This window comes from Methanobacterium formicicum DSM 3637, from assembly GCF_000302455.1.
Taxonomy (GTDB): Archaea; Methanobacteriota; Methanobacteria; order Methanobacteriales; family Methanobacteriaceae; genus Methanobacterium; species Methanobacterium formicicum_A.
In genome coordinates this window covers 36329-57982 of record NZ_AMPO01000005.1, presented here as the reverse complement: position 1 = coordinate 57982, position 21654 = coordinate 36329, and the positions used below count along the sequence as shown (strand labels likewise).

General features: G+C 37.6%; 23 protein-coding genes. 9 read left to right on the top strand and 14 right to left on the bottom strand.

The window, feature by feature from the left end; translation table 11 throughout:
* Positions 1-2: 2 nt before the first annotated feature.
* Positions 3-944, bottom strand: a complete 942-nt coding sequence (locus A994_RS06665; RefSeq protein WP_004030623.1) for an ATP-binding cassette domain-containing protein — start codon at positions 942-944, stop codon at positions 3-5.
* 285 nt (positions 945-1229) lie between these two features.
* Between A994_RS06665 and A994_RS06660 the strand changes: the two genes are divergently transcribed.
* The 4 genes from A994_RS06660 to A994_RS06645 all read left to right on the top strand — a co-directional run bounded on the left by A994_RS06660 (position 1230) and on the right by A994_RS06645 (position 4990).
* Entirely contained in the window at positions 1230-2657 is a 1428-nt protein-coding gene (locus A994_RS06660; protein WP_004030622.1) for an MBL fold metallo-hydrolase, read from the top strand.
* A gap of 144 nt (positions 2658-2801) precedes the next feature.
* The gene (locus A994_RS06655; protein ID WP_004030621.1) at positions 2802-3275 is read left to right on the top strand and encodes a pyridoxamine 5'-phosphate oxidase family protein; all 474 of its coding nucleotides are present in this window, start codon (positions 2802-2804) and stop codon (positions 3273-3275) included.
* Between the two features lie 264 nt (positions 3276-3539).
* Positions 3540-4025, top strand: a complete 486-nt coding sequence (locus A994_RS06650) for a TspO/MBR family protein (RefSeq protein ID WP_004030620.1) — start codon at positions 3540-3542, stop codon at positions 4023-4025.
* A gap of 191 nt (positions 4026-4216) precedes the next feature.
* Positions 4217-4990: a HEAT repeat domain-containing protein gene (locus tag A994_RS06645; RefSeq protein ID WP_004030619.1), complete on the top strand. Its 774-nt coding sequence runs from the start codon at positions 4217-4219 to the stop codon at positions 4988-4990.
* Between the two features lie 208 nt (positions 4991-5198).
* On the opposite strand, the gene A994_RS06640 is transcribed toward A994_RS06645, so the two are convergent.
* Positions 5199-6968: a PAS domain S-box protein gene (locus tag A994_RS06640; RefSeq protein ID WP_004030618.1), complete on the bottom strand. Its 1770-nt coding sequence runs from the start codon at positions 6966-6968 to the stop codon at positions 5199-5201.
* Positions 6969-7270: 302 nt separating this feature from the next.
* Between A994_RS06640 and A994_RS06635 the strand changes: the two genes are divergently transcribed.
* Both A994_RS06635 and atwA read left to right on the top strand, forming a co-directional pair.
* Positions 7271-7855, top strand: a complete 585-nt coding sequence (locus A994_RS06635) for a DUF134 domain-containing protein (RefSeq protein WP_048204129.1) — start codon at positions 7271-7273, stop codon at positions 7853-7855.
* A 150-nt stretch (positions 7856-8005) separates the two neighbouring features.
* The gene (gene atwA / locus A994_RS06630) at positions 8006-9607 is read left to right on the top strand and encodes a methyl coenzyme M reductase system, component A2 (protein ID WP_004030616.1); all 1602 of its coding nucleotides are present in this window, start codon (positions 8006-8008) and stop codon (positions 9605-9607) included.
* A 548-nt stretch (positions 9608-10155) separates the two neighbouring features.
* On the opposite strand, the gene A994_RS06625 is transcribed toward atwA, so the two are convergent.
* From A994_RS06625 to A994_RS06615, 3 genes are all read right to left on the bottom strand, one after another.
* Positions 10156-10479, bottom strand: a complete 324-nt coding sequence (locus A994_RS06625) for a hypothetical protein (RefSeq protein WP_004030615.1) — start codon at positions 10477-10479, stop codon at positions 10156-10158.
* Between the two features lie 20 nt (positions 10480-10499).
* Positions 10500-10997 carry an LRR adjacent gene (locus A994_RS06620; protein ID WP_100222268.1) on the bottom strand — a complete coding sequence of 166 codons (498 nt, stop codon included), beginning with the start codon at positions 10995-10997 and terminating at the stop codon, positions 10500-10502.
* Positions 10998-11206: 209 nt separating this feature from the next.
* Positions 11207-11899, bottom strand: a complete 693-nt coding sequence (locus tag A994_RS06615) for a DNA alkylation repair protein (RefSeq protein ID WP_004030613.1) — start codon at positions 11897-11899, stop codon at positions 11207-11209.
* A 233-nt stretch (positions 11900-12132) separates the two neighbouring features.
* Here A994_RS06615 and A994_RS06610 point away from each other — a divergent pair, with 233 nt between their 5' ends.
* Positions 12133-13536, top strand: a complete 1404-nt coding sequence (locus A994_RS06610) for an MFS transporter (protein WP_004030612.1) — start codon at positions 12133-12135, stop codon at positions 13534-13536.
* Between the two features lie 187 nt (positions 13537-13723).
* Here A994_RS06610 and A994_RS06605 read toward each other — a convergent pair whose 3' ends face one another.
* The 7 genes from A994_RS06605 to A994_RS06575 all read right to left on the bottom strand — a co-directional run bounded on the left by A994_RS06605 (position 13724) and on the right by A994_RS06575 (position 18968).
* Positions 13724-14626: an AEC family transporter gene (locus A994_RS06605; protein WP_004030611.1), complete on the bottom strand. Its 903-nt coding sequence runs from the start codon at positions 14624-14626 to the stop codon at positions 13724-13726.
* Positions 14627-14733: 107 nt separating this feature from the next.
* On the bottom strand, positions 14734-15783 hold the full coding sequence (locus A994_RS06600) for a prenyltransferase/squalene oxidase repeat-containing protein (RefSeq protein ID WP_004030610.1): 1050 nt from the start codon (positions 15781-15783) through the stop codon (positions 14734-14736).
* An 81-nt stretch (positions 15784-15864) separates the two neighbouring features.
* Positions 15865-16476, bottom strand: a complete 612-nt coding sequence (locus A994_RS06595) for a GyrI-like domain-containing protein (protein ID WP_004030609.1) — start codon at positions 16474-16476, stop codon at positions 15865-15867.
* 13 nt (positions 16477-16489) lie between these two features.
* A complete protein-coding gene (locus tag A994_RS06590; RefSeq protein WP_237739710.1) occupies positions 16490-16807 on the bottom strand; it encodes a hypothetical protein in 318 nt (105 codons plus the stop codon).
* 98 nt (positions 16808-16905) lie between these two features.
* Positions 16906-17364: a GyrI-like domain-containing protein gene (locus A994_RS06585; protein ID WP_004030607.1), complete on the bottom strand. Its 459-nt coding sequence runs from the start codon at positions 17362-17364 to the stop codon at positions 16906-16908.
* 68 nt (positions 17365-17432) lie between these two features.
* The gene (locus A994_RS06580; RefSeq protein ID WP_048204127.1) at positions 17433-17981 is read right to left on the bottom strand and encodes a PadR family transcriptional regulator; all 549 of its coding nucleotides are present in this window, start codon (positions 17979-17981) and stop codon (positions 17433-17435) included.
* A gap of 162 nt (positions 17982-18143) precedes the next feature.
* The gene (locus tag A994_RS06575; RefSeq protein ID WP_004030605.1) at positions 18144-18968 is read right to left on the bottom strand and encodes an ion channel; all 825 of its coding nucleotides are present in this window, start codon (positions 18966-18968) and stop codon (positions 18144-18146) included.
* A gap of 168 nt (positions 18969-19136) precedes the next feature.
* Between A994_RS06575 and A994_RS06570 the strand changes: the two genes are divergently transcribed.
* Positions 19137-19367, top strand: coding sequence for a hypothetical protein (locus A994_RS06570; RefSeq protein ID WP_004030604.1), 231 nt, complete (start codon positions 19137-19139; stop codon positions 19365-19367).
* 161 nt (positions 19368-19528) lie between these two features.
* The gene (locus A994_RS06565) at positions 19529-20278 is read left to right on the top strand and encodes a sulfite exporter TauE/SafE family protein (protein ID WP_004030603.1); all 750 of its coding nucleotides are present in this window, start codon (positions 19529-19531) and stop codon (positions 20276-20278) included.
* Positions 20279-20442: 164 nt separating this feature from the next.
* Here A994_RS06565 and A994_RS06560 read toward each other — a convergent pair whose 3' ends face one another.
* Positions 20443-20871 carry a YbaN family protein gene (locus A994_RS06560; RefSeq protein WP_004030602.1) on the bottom strand — a complete coding sequence of 143 codons (429 nt, stop codon included), beginning with the start codon at positions 20869-20871 and terminating at the stop codon, positions 20443-20445.
* A gap of 96 nt (positions 20872-20967) precedes the next feature.
* Positions 20968-21531: an archaeoflavoprotein AfpA gene (gene afpA / locus A994_RS06555; RefSeq protein ID WP_004030601.1), complete on the bottom strand. Its 564-nt coding sequence runs from the start codon at positions 21529-21531 to the stop codon at positions 20968-20970.
* Between the last annotated feature and the right edge of the window lie 123 nt (positions 21532-21654).

Genomic DNA, 21654 nt, shown 5'->3' with positions numbered 1-21654 from the left:
GACTATCCCTCCCCCTGAATGGTTCTACCTGTATATTTGAGGAAAACATCCTCCAGGTTAGGGTGTTCCAGTTCTATGGAATAGACAAAAATGTTATTGTCATTGGCAAAGTTCACCAGCTCTGCCACCAGGTTTTCACCACGTTCCACCAGTAGTTTGATCTCAGAGTCCATTACATAAGTCTCTTTAACAAAATCCAGTTTTTCCACCTTTTCAGTGAATTCTTCAAGTTTATCCACCTGCATGGTGATAGTATCAGCCTTTAACTCCCTTTTTAAGTTTTTAGGGGAATCTGCAGTTATGATCTGGCCCTGGTTGATTATAGCTATCTCATCACACAGTTTATCAGCTTCTTCCATGTAGTGAGTGGTCATCAAAACCGAAACATCCTGGTTCTGATTCAATTCCTGAATATATTCCCATATACTTTCCCTGGTCTGAGGATCCAACCCTAGAGTGGGTTCATCCAGGAAAAGAACCTTAGGACGGTGAATCAGACCCCGACCGATTTCCAGTCGGCGTTTCATACCTCCAGAATAGGTTTTAACAAATTCATCAGCCTTGGTACCCAGGGCTATCAGGTCCAGAATTTCTTCTATACGGTTTTCTCTTACATCCTTGGGAACTCCATAGAGTGAAGCATGCATTTCCAGGTGTTCACGGCCAGTGAGGATGTCATCCAGTGCCCTGGACTGGAAAACAATCCCAATGGATTCCCGGACCTCTTTTGGGTTTTTGGTAACATCGTAACCATTAACTGTGGCTGTTCCACCGGTGGGGTGCAGGATAGTGCACAGCATAGATATTAATGTGGTTTTACCCGCACCGTTAGGTCCTAAAACTCCATAAACACTATTTTTAGGTACTTTAAGATTCACTCCGTTAACTGCGGTGAAATCATCATATTTTTTGGATATATCATGGGTTTCGATAATGTATTCCATGCTCTTCCTCCAAGTAAAAAAAATTAATCTCTAGTATAAATGTGTTTTTGTAAGATTTAATAATATCGAAGTTTTTATTATATCGGAGTGAAGTTACCTCCCAATTAGAAATATCACCAATTAGGAGAATTAAAAATCATTCACACCCAAATTTATAAGCAAATATCATTATTTTTATTATCATTCTTTGTTTAAACTAATTATCGTTATTAGTTAAAATTATTAATTTCAGAAGATCCATATATTTAATATCTAAGTATTAGAAATTTGGGGGAAACACCATTGATGGTTAAACTAATTAAATCAAAGGGAATAGCCCATCATTCTTATTTTATTGAAGTCAGTGGTCGGGCAGTTGTGGTTGATCCTCGCCGGGACGTGGATGTTTACCTTCATCTAGCAGAATCATCTGAAATGGATATAACCCATATCTTTGAAACCCATCGTAACGAGGACTACGTCATTGGTTCATTGGAGCTAGCTTGTGCCACAGGAGCAGAGATATTCCATGGTAAAAACCTGGATTTTGCCTACGGAACTCCGGTAAGTGACCGGGACAAATTCCAGTGGGGAAGTATTGAACTGGAAGTTATGGACACACCAGGACACACCACTGAAAGCATATCTCTGGTTTTAAGAGATTTAAGTGTCTCTAAAGATGCTCAGATGGTTTTCACTGGCGATGTGATCTTTGCAGGGGAAACTGGACGTGTTGATCTCTATGGGCCTGATAAAAGTCAGAAAATGGCGGGACTGTTATATGACAGTATCTTTAATGGGATCCTGCCCCTGGGTGATCAGGTAATCCTCTGTCCGGCCCATGGCGCGGGTTCAGTGTGTGGGGCAGATATAAGGGAGCAGGACTACACTACCATTGGTTATGAGAGGAATACCAACCCGCAACTACAGTGCACCAGTAAAGAAGAATTCATCAAGATGAAGGTAGCTGAAGAGCTTTACACCCCACCCTACTTTAAGAAGATGGAATTCTACAACCAGAATGGGGCCCCAATAGCTGGTAGAATTCCTTATTTCAAACCTATTCCTCCTAAAATTCTGAAAGAAAAAATAAATAATGGAGCTTGTATCCTTGATGTTCGCAAACCAACCAGTTTTGCTGGAGCTCATATACCTGGTAGTTTGAATATCTGGAGGGATGGTGTTCCTGCCTTTGCTGGCTGGTTTTTGAACTACGATGACCCCATTATTGTGGTTGATGACCAGATCCAGGGTCTGGATGAGGTCCGTCAGGCCCTTTTCAGACTGGGTTTTGATAATATTTACGGCTACTTGGAGGGTGGTTTTCCCAGCTGGTACCTCCACGCAGGTCAAATTAACTCCATAAAGCTGTGGAGTGTACACCAGTTGAAGCAAAAACTAGAAAGTTTAAAAGAAAAGGGAGAAGGACTAACAGAAAACAGGAAAAAGTTCAAGGAAACTTCAGAAGAGGATTTTTTCTTACTGGACGTGCGCAAAATAGATGACCGCAGAAAAGATTACATTCAAGGATCTCACCACATCTACGTTGGCGACTTACCCCAAAGGATTCAAGAAGTGCCCCATGACATTCCCGTGGTTGTTTACTGTGATTCGGGTTATAAATCCACCACTGCCTGCAGTTATTTGAAGAAAAATGGTTACACTAAGCTAAGCACTGTTTTGGGCAGTATGACTGCATGGAAAAAAGCAAGCTACCCCGTCGTGAAGGCCTGATACAACTTTAGGAATTATACAAACAGATGAAATTCTAATAATTAACAAACACTCCCCTCCATGGTTTTAAACCCAATTAAGGAGATAAATATAACTGTAGTAGAGAATAAAATAAAAATATAGACATAATAACAGGTGATGATTTTGGACGTTCAAAAAATCCCTGCAATGGAAAGAAAAGAATATGATGCGTTTATCGCCAACCAGTACATGAGCAGAATCGCTTTCAAGGGAGATTATCCCTATGTTGCCCCATTTTTGTATGTTTTCAATGGGAAATTTATCTATTTCCTCAGTACCAGGTACGGCAAAAAGGTGGAACTTGTCAAGAGTGACCCTCAAGTTGCAGTGGAGATTGAGGATTACAGTAGTGATATGTCAGAATACCGTTTTGTGACACTTCAGGGCTGTATAAATGAAGTGGATAATGCAAGTGAAAAACTGGAAGTCAGGCAGATGTTCATAGAACTCATCCGGAAAAATAACCTCTCCCCAAATATACTGGCTGCCCTGGGACATTCCCCCCAAGACCCCTTGGAATCCCTTTTAAAAGAAGAAACATCCATTGTATGGAAATTAGTGGATGTCCAAGAAATTGTGGCACTTAAAAGTTCATGATTGGCCTTAAAAATTCTTGCTTAATATTGAAGTTCTGGAATACCCTGAAGTTCTAAATAAACCCTAAAATTTTAGATTAACCTTAAAAGTTCAAATTACATCTCGGGGGATACAATTTTACGATATATGTGATTTAACAAGACTTACGGTTAAAGTTAATGTAAATTCATATGTTACTCCATAATCAAGTACCATTATTGTGATAAGTTATAATTAAATAAATTATAAAAGCCGGTTAAATATAAAATGGAGGTTTGATAACTTATGGAAGGTTTTAAGTTAAATGAGATTCCGAAGTTAATTGCTTCAGTATTCATAGTTTTCATTTCTGGTGCTGTGGGAACCCTAGCCACTCTTCCCCAGATAACCACCTGGTATGCGGCCCTGGCCAAACCCAGCTGGACTCCACCCAATGATTGGTTTGGACCCATATGGACCACTATTTATATTCTTATTGGTATAGCTTTGTTCCTGGTGTGGAGACAGGGTTTAGAAAGGCGTGATGTGAAGTTCACAATTGGAATATTCGCAGTGCAACTGTTACTAAACGTTCTATGGTCCCTTGTATTTTTTGGATTGCACTCCATACTGGGCGGGTTCATACTGATCTGCTTGCTTTGGATAGCCATCCTGGCTAACATGATCGCATTTTATGTCATATCCAAACCAGCAGGACTCCTGTTCATACCATACATAATCTGGGTGAGCATTGCCTCCTACCTGAACTACAGCGTTCTTCTGTTGAACTAAATAATTACATCCCCACTTTTTTTATTTCTTTTAGTTCCAAACTCACTTAAATAAAAACCAATAAAACTCGCTATAAATCTAATAAAACCTAATAAAACTCGCTAATAAATTTAATAGAATCTCTGTTAATAAAATATATTTTAACTTATAAACCCCCCTAATTGGACTATGTCTCGGATGGAGCTGGATAAATGAAATATTATGACTTAACCAAGGAGGAACGGCAGAGTTTTGTGATTAAAATGGAAAATGAATTAATGCAGGACTTGGAAAGTAACAAAAACAGCCACATACTCCAGTACTCATCCAATGAAGATGTTTACATTCGAAAGAATGTTTCCAACATTTTAGGAAAAATTTACCGTGAACAGAGCCTTTTCAAAGAGGAAATAACTCAAGTAGCAGTCCAACTCCTGGAAAATGGTGATGAGAAGGTTAGGCAGACTGCAGTATATATCTTAGGGGAAATTGGGAAACAGGATGCAGATCCAGTTTTTGATTACCTTGAAATTGCCCTGGAAGACCCACAACACAGGGTTAAAAATGCAGTGATGAGTTCTCTGAAAGTTATGGGCCAAAAGAATCCCCAACCAACCTTAAACTTTGCAAAGGTTTTTATTCACCACCCCCAACCTGAAGTGCGGAAAAAAGTGATTCATGGAATTGAACTTAGAGGTAGAACACATCCCGAGGATGTTCTGCCATTATTGGAGGAATTACAGGATGAAACCAACCCAGCAGTACGGAAAATGTTAATCCATGTTCTGGGACAGATAAGTTATAAAAAAGGGTGTCTGGAAAAGGTGACTTCTGCACTTAAAACCTGGAAAAACAGGGAACTGGTGGAAGATACCATTCCTTACCTACTGGAAGTGCATGAAAATTATCCGTTCAGTGCCCTGAACCCTGAAGAAGCAAAAGAATATTTAAAAACAAATTTTAGTGAATTTAATATACAGCTCTAAACACAGTATACATCCCCAAATACTCAATATACCAGCCAAATACAGTTTACAGCCCCAAATACTACCAATATACAAACTAAATAGATAATACAAACTAAATAGATAGATAATGCAACTAAACACGGCATGAAAACTCTATTAACTCTTCTAAGAATAGATGAGATAAACTAGAATAGATGAAATATTCTAGAATAGATCAAATATGAAATTATATTCTCGTTTTGTAAGGTAATTCCCTGAATTTAATGGTGAATTTCGTACCGTTGCCCCTTTCAATTTCCATCAGACCATTTAACTGATTTACCAGCGTTTTGACAACCATTAACCCCAATTTTTTAGATTTCTTAGGATTAGCATCTTCGGGTAAGCCAATTCCATCATCTGCAAAACTTAAAATATAAAACTCACCATCTGATTTTAAATCTATTTTGATAGTGCCATTTCTATCTGGAAAAGCGTGTTTAATGCTGTTGGTTGCCAGTTCATTGATGATTAGACCACAGGGCATGGCAGTTTCAATATCCATTTTTAAACTTTCAATTTGTGTGTTTAAGTTGATGGATCCTTTATCCACATGGTATGAATTAAAAATATCATATAGCAACGTTTCAACATAGTTTCTGAAGTTTATGTAACCAATATCCTGTGATCTGTACAAGTTTTCGTGGATCATAGCCATGGTCCTGACTCTTCCCTGACACTCCCATAATATATCTGCAGTTTGTTTATCTTCCACCTGAATACGCTGCAAACTCAGGAGACTGGATATAATCTGAAGATTGTTCTTTACCCTGTGGTGAATTTCCCTTAACAGAATCTCTTTTTCTTCTAAAGAGTTTTTAAGACTATTTTCCACAGTTTTAAGTTCAGTTATGTCTTCCATAATCAATAATATGCCATTTATCGTATTTTTATCTTTTATTATGGATGGTCGAACCCTGAAAATTACTTCTTTCCCACTTTTATTTTGTATAGTCCATTCAATCTGTTTTAATTCATTTCCGGAGATCAGATGGTTGAAAACTATCTTGGCCGGGTTGTAATCCATTCCCATCATGGATACAATGTTCATAAAGTTCTGACCTATGATTTCCTCCTTTTTAAAGCCAAATATCTCTTCAATCTTATAATTGGATTCTATAATAATCCCCTGACAGTTAAACAGGATAATAGCCTCGGCTGCATTTTCAAAAATGCTTTTAAATTTCTCCCTGGATTCTTCAATGGCTTTTTTAGATACCCTTAACTCAGTCATATCTAAAATAGACATCATACTCTTCTGGTTGCCAGGTAACATAGCCACAGTTAAATAAACGTAGCGGATAGCACCATCACTAGCAAGTAGTTTTGCTTCATAATTTCTTGGAGCGTGATCTGGATTAATCCTGCGCAGATTGTGGTATTCTTCCATCTGCAAACGGTCTTCAGGGGCAAAAAAATCCGTCCACTTCATTCTGCCCTCAATTTCTTCCTTCAAATATCCAGTTAAGGTAGAAAATTCCATATTAACCAGGGAAATCAGTTTGTTTTCCTCAATAATTATGGTGGCAGAACTTGTATTTTCAAAAATAGTTTGGTAATAATTATCCTGAGATTGTTTAAGTTTATTTTCCATTTGTTTTTTATAAAGAGCTACTTCAATGGATATTTTTAATTTACGAGTATTAAATGGTTTGATTAAATAACCATAAGGTGCACTGAGGAGAGCTCGATTAACAGTGGAATCATCAGGAAGAGCAGTAATATATATAACCGGTATTCCTAGTTTTGAAATAGCATTTGCAACAGCTATCCCATCCATACTACCCTTCAAAATAATGTCCATCAGAATAAGATCAGGTTTTAAATTTTGTGCTTTTTCAACTGCTTCTTCACCATAGGATGCAATGGCAACCACATCATAACCCATTGATTGGAGGCTTATTTTTATGTTCATGGCCTCCACCATTTCATCTTCTACCAGGAGAATATTTGCCAAAATTTTGCACCTCTTATTCCTGATGATCCCTTCTTAATCATCAAAACTTAATTTTATAATTTATTGTCTTTTAGAATTATAATTCTTTTAGAATTAATATCTACTGTCAATCCCCAAAAAGATACACTTAAAAATGAGTGATATGCATTTTTTTGCGCATAATCATATATATTTCTTTATTAGACCAGAGATTGAATTTTATTTCAAATTAAAGTAGAAACCAGCAGTTATTACCATAAATTAGTATATGCTACTATATTTACAATAAGTATATATTGGACTATTGAATATATATTCATAACATGGCAAGACCCCGGAGACTAAGAAAAATTTCGGAAGAGCCCCATATAAGGTGCTTCAAACCAGAAAGAGACGATTTAGACTCAATGAAACCTATAGAAATATTTATAGATGAGTTTGAAGCAATCAGGCTAAGAGATTACCATGATATCCAACAGAAAAGATCTGCTGAAATAATGGGAGTGTCACAGCCCACATTTCATCGTATATTAACTTCTGCCCGGAAAAAAATAGCTAATGCACTGATTAATGGGAATACTATTGTTATAAGAGGGAAAGACCAGTTAATACGCTACAAATGTGATGATTGTGGGTTCAAATGGCAACATCCCTTTAAGGAATATAAAAAATGTCCAGACTGCGGATCTATCCGCATCATCTTATTAAAAGAGGATGAAAAGTCATCTCAAGACTCTGAAGAATCTTTGATGGATAGAAAATCTTATGGAGGAAAAGGACTTGGTGCAGGACCACCAGCAGTTTGTAAATGTCCTAATTGCGGTTATGAATCCCCAAAAACACAAGGAGTGCCCTGCAGCAATACCAAATGTCCCGAATGTGAAACCCCACTTTGTGGGAACCCTTGAACACTAAATAAAAATGACTGTCTTTAATCACGCTATTTAATCAAGAATAAATACAACAACACGGTTAATAAAAGATAAAATAAAATTAAAACTTAAACAAGCGTTTTAAGATCACTTTAAGGAGATTATAATAAAAAATTGGGTGATTGAATGTCTTTCATCGAAATAAAAAACATTAACAAAACATTCAATGGCGTTGAAGTCCTGAAAAACTTGAACATTAATGTGGAAGAAGGAACAATATTAGGAATTCTGGGAAAGAGCGGTTCTGGAAAATCAGTTCTAATAAACATGCTCCGTGGAATGAAAGATTACAAGCCAGATGACGGCCAGATAATTTATAACATTGCACTTTGTCCTGAATGCCTTGCTGTTGAACCACCATCCAAAGAAGGCCAGTCCTGTAAATGTGGAGGGCAATTTGAGAAGAAGGAAGTTGATTTCTGGAATTGTGACCGCCATATATTCACAGCCATCAGACGACGTATTTCCATAATGCTTCAGAGAACCTTTGCACTGTATGAAGACGAAACTGTGATTGATAATGTTTTAAAATCTATCACTGAACATGATGAAGAAGAAAGCACTTACATGGCCATTGACCTCCTTGAACTGGCCCAGATGACCCATAGGATCACTCACATTGCACGCGATCTGTCTGGTGGGGAAAAGCAGAGAGTGGTGCTGGCCAGACAACTGGCCAAAGAACCCATGATATTCCTGGCAGATGAACCAACCGGTACTCTGGATCCAACCACCGCTGAATTCATACACCAGGCCCTTATTGAAGGTATTAAAGGTCAGGGTTTAAGTATGGTAATTACCTCCCACTGGCCAGAGGTAATGAGAGATCTTTCTGATGAGGTGATCTGGCTGGATAATGGTGAAATTATCCAGAAGGGAGATCCAGAGCAAGTTGTGGAAAGCTTCATGGAACACGTACCCCAACCCCAAAAAAACAAAAAGTTTGAAACCGGTGGCCCCATTATCGAGCTCCAAGATGTTAAAAAGCATTATTACTCCATTGATAGGGGAGTGGTTAAAGCCGTGGACGGTGTTAACCTCAGTGTAGATGAAGGCGAAATATACGGAGTGGTAGGTCTTTCTGGAGCAGGTAAAACCACCCTATCAAGACTGTTATATGGCCTCACCGATCCCAGCAGTGGCCAGATAAAGGTGAAACTGGGAGACCAGTGGATCGACATGACTGAAAAAGGTCCTTTCGGCCGGGGCCAGGTAAAACCATATCTGGGGATACTTCACCAGGAATACAGTCTTTACCCCCATCGTAATGTGTTGGGAAACCTGACCGAAGCCATCAGCCTGGAGTTACCCGCAGAATTTGCCAAGATAAAAGCACTTTACGTTTTAAACGCAGTTGGGTTTAGTGAGGAATACGCTGAAAAGATCCTCCATAAATATCATGATGAATTGAGTGGAGGAGAACGCCACCGGGTGGCCCTGGCCCAGGTACTCATTAAAGAACCTAAAATAGTTATTCTGGACGAACCAACCGGCACCATGGACCCCATTACCAGAGTTCAGGTTACAGATTCCATTAGAAAAGCACGAAAAGAGCTTAATCAAACTTTCCTCATAATATCACATGATATGGATTTTGTACTGGATGTTTGTGACCAGGCTTCCATTATGAGAGGTGGGAAAATCCTTAAAACAGGACTCCCATCGGAAGTGGTGGAAGACCTTACCAGTAAAGAAAAAAACAAGATGTTGAAAAAGGGCAAAACCTGAAAAAATCAGTGTTAAGTGAACTTGAAATGTTACTAAATTGGATAATGTTACAATAACTTGGATAATTTACAATTAATTTAAGGCTACAATAAGCCAGATAATGATACAGTTAACTGTAATGTTACAATAAATGGATTAAATACAGTTCTTAACAAAATGAAGGATATGATCCTTCTTTTGACTTTTTTTATCTGAACTTTTTTTATAGATAATTTAATCCCTAATCTGGAAATATTTAGATGAATATTTAAAAATCAATTCGTAAAAGGTGAAAATGTGTATAAAATACTCTTATTGGCTTTAGTTATAGTGGTGGTTGTTTTTGTGATAATAAACGACCCTTTGAAAAAATATTGAAAAATAAGCCACCATTGTTTTTGTCGCTCACAAATGCACCTAATGCATATCATTCCCCATAATAATGAAAATGATAAGAATAACTGAGAATAATTAAGAATAAATGAGGTAATTGAAAATAAATAAGAATAACTGAGAATAAATTAGAATAAAGGAAAATAAATGAGAATAAACCCTTTTTTAAAACAAATTTACTTAGTTTTATGGGTTATTTCTAAACAGATTATAAGTAGTGAGATTAATCCTCCCACTACCCAGCAGAGGGGAGAAGTGAATGAAATTCCGGAAATAACTCCAAAAAAGATTGCCAGTATAGCCCACATGGCAAAAATAAGGAGAATCAAAACTCCACCGATTATTAAGCCAAAAATAACCACCAGACATCCTAATTTAAGAGCCTTAATTAGGTTAGTATCTCCTTTTTTGGAAGTTTCCAGGGGTGTCAACTGTGAATTCCCTTTTTCACCATATTCTGATTCTTGATCAGCTCCGAGTCCCTTTTCATGGTATTTCATGTTTATCTTAAAAATTTGAGTTATGCTGGGATTTTCTTTATTTTAAGGGTGTTCAGGATCTCTTTGTAGGCAGATTTATATTCTGATTTGAAATCCATCTGCAGTATCTTAACTGGTGCATCCGTAGATGATAACAGGATATAGATGTAAGGTCCATTGTTATTTTCTCCTTGCCATGTGCGGTATCCATTGTATTGGCCGGAAGAACCATCAGGGTATACTTTCTTCAGATTTGTCAGGTTACCTGTGGAAAAACGGATATTCCCAACGTAGTTACTGGTACTGGTTTGGTTGGAGTTATAAAAGTCTACTATGGTGTAATTTTCAAAGGTGTATTGCACTGCCACCAATGAAGTAGGATAATTGAATTTTACATACTGGTCTTCGAAAGTCCCATTACTGCTTATTTCCTTTTGGGAAGTTCCAGTTGCCCATAGTAATACAACCACCACTGCAATCACTAAAATCAACAACAATAACACGATGTTAAATTTCTTGTATTTTACTTTTTTAATCAAATCGCCTCCAATAGGGAGAATGAAACATACTTATCCAATGAATATTTAAATCAATAGTTTATCCTTAAATTCACAATGTAAACAGTTTGATATGTAAATATTATTGAAATATTAATATTATAACTAATAATTGACGAATCTTTATAAGAATATTTCCCCAAATTAGACCCAGATCAAAATCAAGTTATGAAAAGAAATAATCGCATACCTCAAATTGATTGTGATCGTTTATATAGTCTTTCCTGAACTTTTTCACTCTTAAGTTCCCTTAAAGCATCTGAAGCTATCCATTTAGCACTCTTTGAATCCATTTTCTTAATTTCACTTGCAACAACAATTGCCTTTTTGTTTAAGGAAGTATTCTTTTTCCCAATATGTCTTAAAGCCCAGTTAACAGCTTTTTTAACGTAAGTTCTATCATCAGTTGATTCTTTGATTATTAATGGGAAAAACTGTTCAAATTTTTCATCTGGTGCATTCTTATCATGAACTGCTAAGGCTGCGATTAAAGCAAATGCCGCCCTCTTTTTAAACTCTTCTTCACTTTCACTCCACTGGAAAATTTTCTGATAAGCAAATGGTGTCAAGCGGAATAATTTCATACAGCACTGGTCACATATCTCCCAGTAATCAAATTCAACAGCCCACAAATCCATCTGATCCGAGGTGACCTGTTTAGGATCCTCAATCATGCAGGCCAGTATCCGAGTTTCACGGTAACCTGCCCCCCACAGTCTCAATGCCAGTTTATGATTTTTTCCTGCCTTTTTAGCAATTTTTCGAAGTTCAGGAATGCGGACAGCATAGGTTTTTTGAGGGTTGATCCCAAAACGAGCCATTCCCTCCACATCCTGTGGGCTTGACAGTACTTCCAGTTCCCTGATGATCTCATCATATTCCATTTTACAACCTCAATATGATCTTATCTTATAAATTTCTTAAATATTAACCATTATTCGTATTAACAGTAGATCATAGGAACATTAGATTATAAGGGAATTTGTTAGAGAAGAATGATGTTAAAAAGGTTATTATCAAACTTTATGCTAATCTGTGCAAAAGTATAATTCCATTAAACAATAAAAAATCCATATAAGTGTAAATAGGGAAATGTTTTTTGAGGGTGGGGTTTTTAATGCTTGAAAGTTTAAGAGACAATCAAAAATTAACCTTACTGGTAATTTCACTGGCCAGTTTCATGTCTTTTCTTGATATTTCCATTGTGAATGTTTCCCTACCCACCATGGCTAAGTACTTCGGTGTGACTACCAACACTATTTTATGGACAATTCTAATTTATATCATTGTTTTAAGTAGTTTTTTAATTGTTTTCGGTAAATTAGCCCAGCAAAAAGGGTTTAAAAAGGTTTTTCTCACTGGATTTCTTGTTTTTATCACTGGCTCTGCATTGTGTGCCATTTCCACCCAGTTTCATGAACTGATTATTTTCCGGCTCATGCAGGCAGTGGGTGCCACCATGTTCTCCGGGATCGCAGCGGCCATGGTACTTCAATACCTCCCTGAAAACAAGCGAGGACGGAATCTGGGAATTGTGACCACAATCGGCTCCCTGGGTTTGGCGCTGGGCCCTTTACTGGGAGGTTTTATAACTGAATACATTAACTTCCACTGGATATTTTTTATCAACGTTCCCATCGGGATTATTGGCATCATACTGGGTTATGCCGTACTCCATGAAACAGATAAACATCCTGGTTCCCTGGACATACCCGGGGTGGTCATGATCTTCATTGCCCAGAGCACCCTTATCTTCGCACTTAACAAGGGACTGGATTATGGTTGGACGTCCACCATAATACTGGGTAGCCTAGTCTGCTCGGTGATATTCTGGGCCCTCTTTGTGTTCCAGGAATCAAGAGCCCCTGAACCTCTGATTGACCTTAACTTTTTGAAGATGAGGGAGATATCTCTGGCCAGTGCTGCTAATGTTTTCTCTAACATGCCCTTTGCCGGGGCAGTGGTGCTTTTACCATTCTACTTTGAGGTGGTGAAGGGAATGAGTACCAGTTATTCTGGTATGATGTTAACCCTCATGCCCATTGCCATCATTATAGTTGGCCCCCTGGCCGGTGTGCTTTCGGATAAAATCGCACCTAACCGGGTTACTCTTATGGGTGCGGCAATTGGAGTGATTGGGTGTCTGGTTTTATCCACTTTCAACCCCTCAAGTAGCTTAATCTATATAGCAATTGGGCTTTTGATTTTAGGGGCTTCGGTGGCCACTTTCAACCCACCTAACACTAAGTTCATTCTTTCAGAAAGCCCATCCAAGTACAGGGGGATAGCGTCGGGCCTGGTTAACACTTCCAACATGATCGGTAATGGTTTTGGAACCGGGATTCTGGGTACTGCAGCAGCTATGGTTGTTTATACCACAGTGGGCCCCAGTACCAGTGATAAATTAACACCAGCACTGGTCTCTCAGGGGCTGCACAATGCATTTATTATTGGGGCACTGGCCATGGGAGTAGCACTGGTTTTGATTGCCATGACCCGGTATAAAAAGTCTGTTGATTGAAAAGAAGAAATATCGACTGTTAAAAAGTCAAAAAGTCCCTGAAGAAGATTACTTACTAATATCCCTGAAAAACTATCACCTAATCACGGACTTTTATAAAGAATTAAAATCCCCTTAAACAGGGACTCCTCATTAATGAATTAGAACCCATTATCCAGATTAAAACCTCATTATTAGAATTAAAAGATCATATCAATAAGATTAAAATAGTGATGGATATCATGCTGAGGGCTGTGCTCAGGAATATGCAGGCGGCAGTTACTTTTATATCCAGGTCGTATGTGATGGCCAGGGCCAGACTGAGCATGGCAGAGGGCATACCAGCTTCCACAATGGTTACTGTCCGGTCTAGTCCTGTGAAGCCCACCAGTCCCACCACAATTAGGGCAATTAATGGTGAAATAACTAATTTTAGCACTGTAACAAAAGAAGCAACACCAAAATATTCTTTAATACCCTTAAATTCCAGGGACAAACCTAACGCCAACATTATCATGGGTATTGCAGCACCGCTAAGGTAAGTGAGAGTGCTGGGAATGACTGATCCCAGTGGAAGATGAGCTAAATTGGCAATAACTCCCAGGATAACTGCTAGTAACGGTGGGAATAAGACCGATCTTTTGATTATATCCTGGTAACTACCACCGTAAAGAATTAAGAAAAATATTCCGAAGGATATGAATAGTATGGTGGAGCCCACATCATAGAATACTGCCCTCACTAATCCTGTAGCTCCAAAGACACCCAGCACCACAGGATATCCCAAAAATCCTGAGTTGAAGAGGGTGGAAGCTGCAACCACTCCCCAGCGAGTTTTAGCTGGGTAACCCTTAAAGTAAGTGAAAAGGTAGGCCAGAATTCCAGATATGAGGCCCATTGTAATACAAATGAGGGTAATGGTTCCAAAAGTTTGGAAGTTTGATAGATCTGCGTGGTACATGGCCAGGAATATCAAGGATGGCATGGCAATGTACACCACAATCTTATTGATGGTTTGAGTATCTTCTGCCTTTAAAAATTCAAACCTGCGGCATATATAGCCAATAATAATCATTAATACAATGGCGATAATGGTTTCATAGGAGTTCATACTGTATAATGTATATCTCTTTTCATAATTTAATATTCTCGAATTAATTCAGATATTGTTAATTCTGGTGTTGATTAGGGATACCCTAATTTTGAGGACTTGTTTAATCAGAAATTCGAATAATATCGTTTTAAAACTCTTAAAACGTTTAAAGTAATCCATTTACTTGGTTTTCCCTTTCTTTCGATACTGGTTTGGAATCGTCCATTAAAGGTGTTCTCCAGGATCCACTGGCCTTCCGGGTTCTGTTTGGAAATCATGATTTTCAGGGCTTCATTCATCCTTTCATCTTGGTACCCTAATTTAGTAAGTAAGCCCAGCACTTCCAGAGCATCTACATTCCACATCAGTGGAAAACCAAATTCTAACCATTTAAAACTACCCTTGACTGGAGGCTGGCTTCTTTTATGAATATGGTGGTTGAGCATGTGTTCTGCGCCTCTGGATATGCAATTCTCAATTTCAGGAGTTCTGCTTTTTGGTGGTATTTCAGCCAAGGCTTTGAGGGTTTTTATTATGATACTGTGACAGGTGCGTTTGCCCCAGCATTGTTTCCATCGTTTATATGGCCATTCATCGGGAGCTTTCCCTGGTTCATCATCAAATCTTTGATATTTTATAAGCCATTTTATGGCCTTTTGAATCCTCTCATCATCCAGATATCCCAATCGAATAAGACTCCAGGTCATGTTGGCTGTGAGACAGGGCAAGACTCTTTCATGATCTCCGCCAACGTTACTGCTTAGGTTATTAGCAGATTTCCTACCCCTTACCTCTTTACTACTAATATATGAAAATGCACCACTTTCAGGATCCTGGGAGTTTTCAAGGATGAATTCACATGCATTTCTAATTCTTTCATCCCGAGGGTCTGCTTCTAGCTCTGCCAGTATTATAAGCTGCCAGGAAGTTCCTTTATACTTGCCACGAAGATAAAAATTCTCAGGGAGCCCCCAGTATCCACCAGATTCCTGTTTAGCCAGTATTTTTGGAACTACGCCCACTTCCATTATCTTTTCTCTGGTACAAGTGACATGGGAGTCATTTTGAGGCTTATCCAGAATATCAAGCATGGTAAAATATCTAACTGAAGGGTTATCCTCTTCCAGGAGCCATGGAATAGGATCTGCATTTAAATAGGATTTCCAATCACACATAAGTCATCTTGTTTTAGTAAATTTACTCAAATATCCCGAAAACCCTTTTATGAACCTAACCCTAATGAAATCATACCCTAATCATTCAAAAGGCTGTCTTATGACTGTTCTAAGTTTTTCAGGCTTGGTTCTGCGCATATCACTGATGTATATTTCGTGGTGTTTTCCCCTTAACTGGTAACCTTGATTTTCAATGTATTCATGTAATCTATTAACTGCTGGGGCTTCGGCTTCACCATAAGGCCCGATATGCATTATCTGCACAGTTTTCCCCTCTTTGAAAGTTTCAAATCGTAGTTTGGATAAGGAAGGTAAATCTTTCTTTTTTTCAAGTTCTTCTATAGCCTTGTTTATCAGAGTTTCATTGATAAAATCGGGTTGGCGGATCATCACCGTCCATTTCCAGAAACTTTTATCAGCAATGGAAAATTCTTCCATGTTTTCAACCCACCAAAGGCCTTCCAGAGGCATGACAACGTAATCCTGGGATTTTTCCTTTTTACTGGTGAATTTAGTTTTATATGAAACCGGGAACAATGTTTCCATGGCATCCTGGTACTCCTGAGAGGTGTTAGGGTCTCCCTGCCCATCAATCATTAAAAATTTCATCTCCGGCAGATCTATCACTGAAACATCACTGGTGGATGGATAGTAAAACAGCTTTTCTTTCTTTTTTAAGTCTAATTTAGGCATAATGTTCCTCCGTTTACATTTTATTTAGGTCATTTTTTCCAGTTAAATAACCCATTCCAATGGTTATGATAGGTATTATAAGATAAGTGATACCTATATCCATAAAATAACCGTTTATGCTCATCTGCATAGGACTGGGAGGTAAAAACAGGAACAGATCAATGATCACACTCATTAAGAACCAAACCACACCAATCAAGATTCCCTCCCCTAATAGATCCCCGTCAGCATTTTTAAGATAAATACCAGCCAGAACCACCGTGATCAAGGAAATGATTACTGGCATTACTGATTCAAAAAGTGGATTTCCTGCGGTTTTAAGTGGGTACATAAAAAATGAAACTATAAATGGGACTAACCAGACAAAAAATCCCAATAAAACTATTTTTAAATATTTGTTCACAGTTAATCCTCCTATTTCAATTAAATCTATTTTTTCAAGATGGGAAAACACATTTCAGTTATAAGCTCGTTTTCTGGGGTTTCATTAGGATCGGAAATGTAGGTTTCCACAGGAGGACCAATAATTTCATAGCCATTTTTATAGGCGTATTCAGCCAGTGCACCAATTGCCATACCACATCCACTATAAGGACCTTCATAAACAGTTGAAAGAACCAGTTTTTCCGGTTCCGTTTTGATTTTCACACGTCCTTCCTCTTTTGCATCTCCTGCAAATGGCATTCCCACCTCGTACTGCAGTTTTTCAACTGGCACTTCTTCAGGGCTGTTGTAGTAAACTCCGAATGGTGGCCCCATCATCTGCAGGCCTTTGGCCATTAAAAAACCCACAATTTCCCCCATTAGAACCGGGACTTCCTCATAGGATCCTTTATAGTTTATGTATGCTACCTGTCTTTTTTCCATCTTTTTTTCTTTTATTTCCATCATTTCACCTCATAACGTGATTTTAAGATTTCAAAGTATTAATCTAAGATTTTAAGGAGATGTTCTTTTCAAAGATTCTCCTCTTTTTTAATTTTTTCAATGAATTCTTCCACCCAGGCAATTTCTGTTTTAAGAGTGGCCAGTGGTCTGCTGAAAAGTGCCACCACATAATATGGGGCCCCTAATTCTTCCTGAGTCTTCACCGAACTTTCCAAAAATTTTATCCTTCCCTGTGCTGATTCTGTATAATTTTCCAGGCAGTTTATGACTTCCTCAGGTGGGAGATAATTAAGATAGGCTAGACCCAGGTCAATGGGTGAAATTATTTTTTTATTCCAGGAGAGAAGATCACGGATCTTCCCAGCCATGGTTTCCCTTCCAAGGTCAGTGATGGTGAAAACTTTGCGTGATGGTTTCCCCTCCACTTTTTCCAGTTTTGATGAGACCAGTTCCTTCTTCTCCAACTTCTTTAAGACGTAATAAATGGATGAAAATCCTATAGTTGTCCAATTACGCATCCCCCATCCTTCAATGGTCTTTTCAAGCTGGTAACCGTACTGGGGTTCCTCATAAATCAAGCCCAAAATGGATGCTTCCAAGTCCGATATTCTAACCATATTATATTCTATGTATAGAATAACTATAAAAATATTTCTAAAAAAAAGATTGCAAAAAGGAGATGAAGTCATTAAAAATAAAATACAAAAAATAAGAGGTTTAAAATCAGGACATATCAGGAAGTATGCAAAATAAATAGTTAAACTGCATGATATGGTTTTTTAAGGTTTCTTTTCCATTTCATCAAGTTTATTCTCGATTTCATCCATTCTTTTCAGGACTTTATCCAGTTTTTCTTCATGACTTTCAAAACTTTCCCTAAGCCCTTCTGCAGTTTTTCCCAGCTTATTAGATGCTTTTTTACTTTCTTTTCTGAATATTTCAATGAAAGAAAAAGCTAAAGTGGCTGTGACTAAACTCAGATATCCCATTCCTGTTAATATGAGGATTGTGCCAATTATATGGCCAATTAACGTAACTGGAACTATATCTCCATAACCTACAGTGGTCATGGAAACAATTGCATACCAGATTGCAGCTTCATAACTGGGAACCTCGGGGTTAACCCCGCTTTCGACTATAAAAAATAGGTATGACCCGAATATAATGACCAACAGCAGTAAAAATGTGGCGTAATCTAATTTAGTCTTTTGAGGATATTTACGGACCTCTCCTGAGGTTATTTGAAGGACCTTGAAGAGCGCATAAATTCTTACTATTCCAATTAATCCAATGAATATCTTAAAATTCATTAAATGGAATATATTGAAACAGATGAAGAATAACGGAACACTGGCAACTATATAAACCCAATTTTCTCGAATAAAATCCCAGGTATTCTGATTATCCCCCCTTATAACTCTGAAAAGTATAAAATCGATTAAAATAAGGATGCCAATTATTATATCCCAATTACCAAAAGCATAAACAGAGCCTGTTTTTATACCTGCAATAAATCCTATGGATACTAAAACCAGAAATAAGAGTTCAATTATTATCAAAACCGATAACAATGCTTCAAAAATTACTTTATAGTGTCGATCCATCTTTTCCCCCACAATTTTAAACCAGTTTTAAGACTCTCTTAAACTATTTGATTAAGACTTTATAATAACATCGCGATTAAGTTATAGATTAAAGTGCAAATATGATTACATCCTTGCCAAGAGTCAGCTTATTATACTGATAGTTAATTAGGGAAAAAATGGATTATTATGACTGATAATTTATGTTACAGGAAGGATAATGTTACGATATTTTTAAATAAGAATGAAACTTTATTCAACAATAAATTTAAATTATATATCATGGACATTTTATCCACAATATTTAGTGGCATGAGTGCAGTAATAATCGGAATTATATTAGGATTGATTATAGCCGCCATTATTGGAGTAACCGCACTTGTAATTATCAAAATCAGGGATAGGAATAAAGATCAGTAACCTTTCATTTTTAGGCTCAAAATCCGTTCAATTTGATGATTTGAGAATAAAGTGAAACCCAATGCTTGTTTTAAAGTGATAATCTTTAATAGGACTACGATATCGGACTATGCTAAAACAAAATCATTAATAATTCATACAATAGCGAATTTAATTATCATATGAGTGAATTGGTAATACTGTTATTATTTCTTTTCGCTGCTTTTATTTCCATAGTTATTGGTACTGTGGCCGGATTTGGAACATCGACCATTTTCCTACCCATTGCACTTATTTTCGTTGACTTTAAAAGTGCACTGGTGCTGGTGGCCATTACCCATCTTTCAGGTAGCATTGGGGCAACCACCTTCTTCCGCCATGGTCTGGATAAAAGATTGATACTACTTTTCGGAATTCCCAGCGTGATTTTAACTGTGCTTGGAGCTTATATTGTAATTTACATCCCCCAAAATATTTTAACAACTTTTTTAGGAATATTTCTCCTTTTATTTTCCATTTATTCCCTTAAACATCCCAATTTTAAGGTTAAAGCAGGGCAACTCAACACCATTATTGGGGGAAGTTTATCTGGATTCCTGCAGGGTTTAATGGGAATAGGTGGCCCTTTAAGAGGGTCTTTTCTTATTTCATACGACCTGGACAAGATCACTTACATTGCCACGCTATCAGCCATTGCAGTGTTGATTGACACCACCAGAATCCCCATATACTTTGCCAGCAACCTGCTTGATGCGCAGTTTTACTATTACATTCTACCCCTGATTGTAGTTGGTGTCCTTGGATCGTACACTGGTAAAAAAATTGTTACTAAAATTCCACAAAAAACCTTCAAAAAAGTTGTTCTGGTTGCAATTGGGTTGGCTAGTCTTTTATTAATATATAGTGGAATTTATTCCATTATTGTAACTTGATTTAAAAAGAGTAATATTATTCATTGCCATGCACGTGTTTTGGCGTGTTTTAGGGGCCCGCACACCCTCCTGATTTAAAGGTATTATCTCTGTGTTGCAAGTATAGGAGATCCTATTTTATTTAAAATCATATTCATTTCAATGGTATATTCTTTTTTTAAAGATTATATCTGCCCAGGATCTGTTTTCAGGATGTATTGATTCCCAACTGATTTTTTGGTTTTGAGTAAAATGATATGCAGGGTTACAGCCAATCCCACAATGGGTAATATGATAAGGAGATAACTTCTGTCCTGGAAAAGGTAACATGATACTGTTAACGTGGCCCATAAAAAAACAATGCTTTTAATTTTAATATCCAATGGTATTCCCTGTTTGGTCTGGTAATTTTCTATGTAACTTCCAAAATAACGGTTACTGAGTATCCATCTTTCTGCTCTTTTGGAACTTTTGGTAAAGCAAAAAAACGAGGCTAAAACCAGGGGAGTGGTGGGTAATACTGGAAGAACCACACCCACTGCTCCTACTCCAAGTAAAACAGCACCTAAACTTAAGAAAACTAAACGCTTTGTTTCCATGGTTTTACCTGACATTATTCTGAAATTTAGCTTATTCCAACTTTTTAAAGGTTAATCAGTTGTTAAGGAATCAGTTGATCAGAGATTAATCCGTTGATCACAGTTTATATGTTATTCAGGGAAATGCTTCCGGAACACTTCCACCATTTCATGAGGTTCTTTTAAAATATAAGTTTCGTACATCTTGGCCAGTTTTTCCACGTGCTCAACATCTTCCTTTCGGATGGTGATCTTCAGATCCTTCCCATCAGGAAGCTGGGTTATGGTCACTCCCTCTTCCACATCAGAAGGTAATATGTAAATGGGCACATCGGCTTTTTGACCCATTATTGCTGCATTGGAGATGAGAGTGTCTCCCATTCTCATTGCTATCTTGGCTACAGTGTTTGAGGTGGCTGGTGCAATTAGCATGAATTCATACTTACCCAGTTGGATATTGCCTGCTAAAAATGGTGCGTTTGCGTTGATTTCAACCCATACACGGTCAAAGTTACTTTCTATATCATTGGATATCCCGTAATATTTAACGACTTGGTCTCCAGATTTGGATATAAATACTTCTATGTCTACCTGGTCTTCAAATTCCAGTCGTATTTTCTCCATGACCTTCATGGTTTCCAGTATTTTATCCCCAGCACCGGTAATTCCCCAAGCGATTTTTTTCTTCTTTTCCATTTAAAATCCTCCAATTCTTACTTCAAAGATTTAGGACTATTTACAAAATTTTGGGATTTTTTTAACAGGTTTAAGACTCGTTAACTTAAAAATTTAGACTGAGAATTAAATCTGACTGATAGT

Excerpts from the sequence above, each read along its gene's own strand:
- A994_RS06665 (WP_004030623.1), bottom strand. The coding sequence starts at position 944 with ATGGAATACATTATCGAAACCCATGATATATCCAAAAAATATGATGAT.
- A994_RS06660 (WP_004030622.1), top strand. The coding sequence starts at position 1,230 with ATGGTTAAACTAATTAAATCAAAGGGAATAGCCCATCATTCTTATTTT.
- A994_RS06650 (WP_004030620.1), top strand. The coding sequence starts at position 3,540 with ATGGAAGGTTTTAAGTTAAATGAGATTCCGAAGTTAATTGCTTCAGTA.
- A994_RS06645 (WP_004030619.1), top strand. The coding sequence starts at position 4,217 with ATGAAATATTATGACTTAACCAAGGAGGAACGGCAGAGTTTTGTGATT.
- A994_RS06635 (WP_048204129.1), top strand. The coding sequence starts at position 7,271 with ATGGCAAGACCCCGGAGACTAAGAAAAATTTCGGAAGAGCCCCATATA.
- atwA (WP_004030616.1), top strand. The coding sequence starts at position 8,006 with ATGTCTTTCATCGAAATAAAAAACATTAACAAAACATTCAATGGCGTT.
- A994_RS06625 (WP_004030615.1), bottom strand. The coding sequence starts at position 10,479 with ATGAAATACCATGAAAAGGGACTCGGAGCTGATCAAGAATCAGAATAT.
- A994_RS06615 (WP_004030613.1), bottom strand. The coding sequence starts at position 11,899 with ATGGAATATGATGAGATCATCAGGGAACTGGAAGTACTGTCAAGCCCA.
- A994_RS06610 (WP_004030612.1), top strand. The coding sequence starts at position 12,133 with ATGCTTGAAAGTTTAAGAGACAATCAAAAATTAACCTTACTGGTAATT.
- A994_RS06605 (WP_004030611.1), bottom strand. The coding sequence starts at position 14,626 with ATGAACTCCTATGAAACCATTATCGCCATTGTATTAATGATTATTATT.
- A994_RS06600 (WP_004030610.1), bottom strand. The coding sequence starts at position 15,783 with ATGTGTGATTGGAAATCCTATTTAAATGCAGATCCTATTCCATGGCTC.
- A994_RS06595 (WP_004030609.1), bottom strand. The coding sequence starts at position 16,476 with ATGCCTAAATTAGACTTAAAAAAGAAAGAAAAGCTGTTTTACTATCCA.
- A994_RS06590 (WP_237739710.1), bottom strand. The coding sequence starts at position 16,807 with ATGTACCCACTTAAAACCGCAGGAAATCCACTTTTTGAATCAGTAATG.
- A994_RS06585 (WP_004030607.1), bottom strand. The coding sequence starts at position 17,364 with ATGGAAATAAAAGAAAAAAAGATGGAAAAAAGACAGGTAGCATACATA.
- A994_RS06580 (WP_048204127.1), bottom strand. The coding sequence starts at position 17,981 with ATGGTTAGAATATCGGACTTGGAAGCATCCATTTTGGGCTTGATTTAT.
- A994_RS06575 (WP_004030605.1), bottom strand. The coding sequence starts at position 18,968 with ATGGATCGACACTATAAAGTAATTTTTGAAGCATTGTTATCGGTTTTG.
- A994_RS06570 (WP_004030604.1), top strand. The coding sequence starts at position 19,137 with ATGACTGATAATTTATGTTACAGGAAGGATAATGTTACGATATTTTTA.
- A994_RS06565 (WP_004030603.1), top strand. The coding sequence starts at position 19,529 with ATGAGTGAATTGGTAATACTGTTATTATTTCTTTTCGCTGCTTTTATT.
- A994_RS06560 (WP_004030602.1), bottom strand. The coding sequence starts at position 20,871 with ATGTCAGGTAAAACCATGGAAACAAAGCGTTTAGTTTTCTTAAGTTTA.
- afpA (WP_004030601.1), bottom strand. The coding sequence starts at position 21,531 with ATGGAAAAGAAGAAAAAAATCGCTTGGGGAATTACCGGTGCTGGGGAT.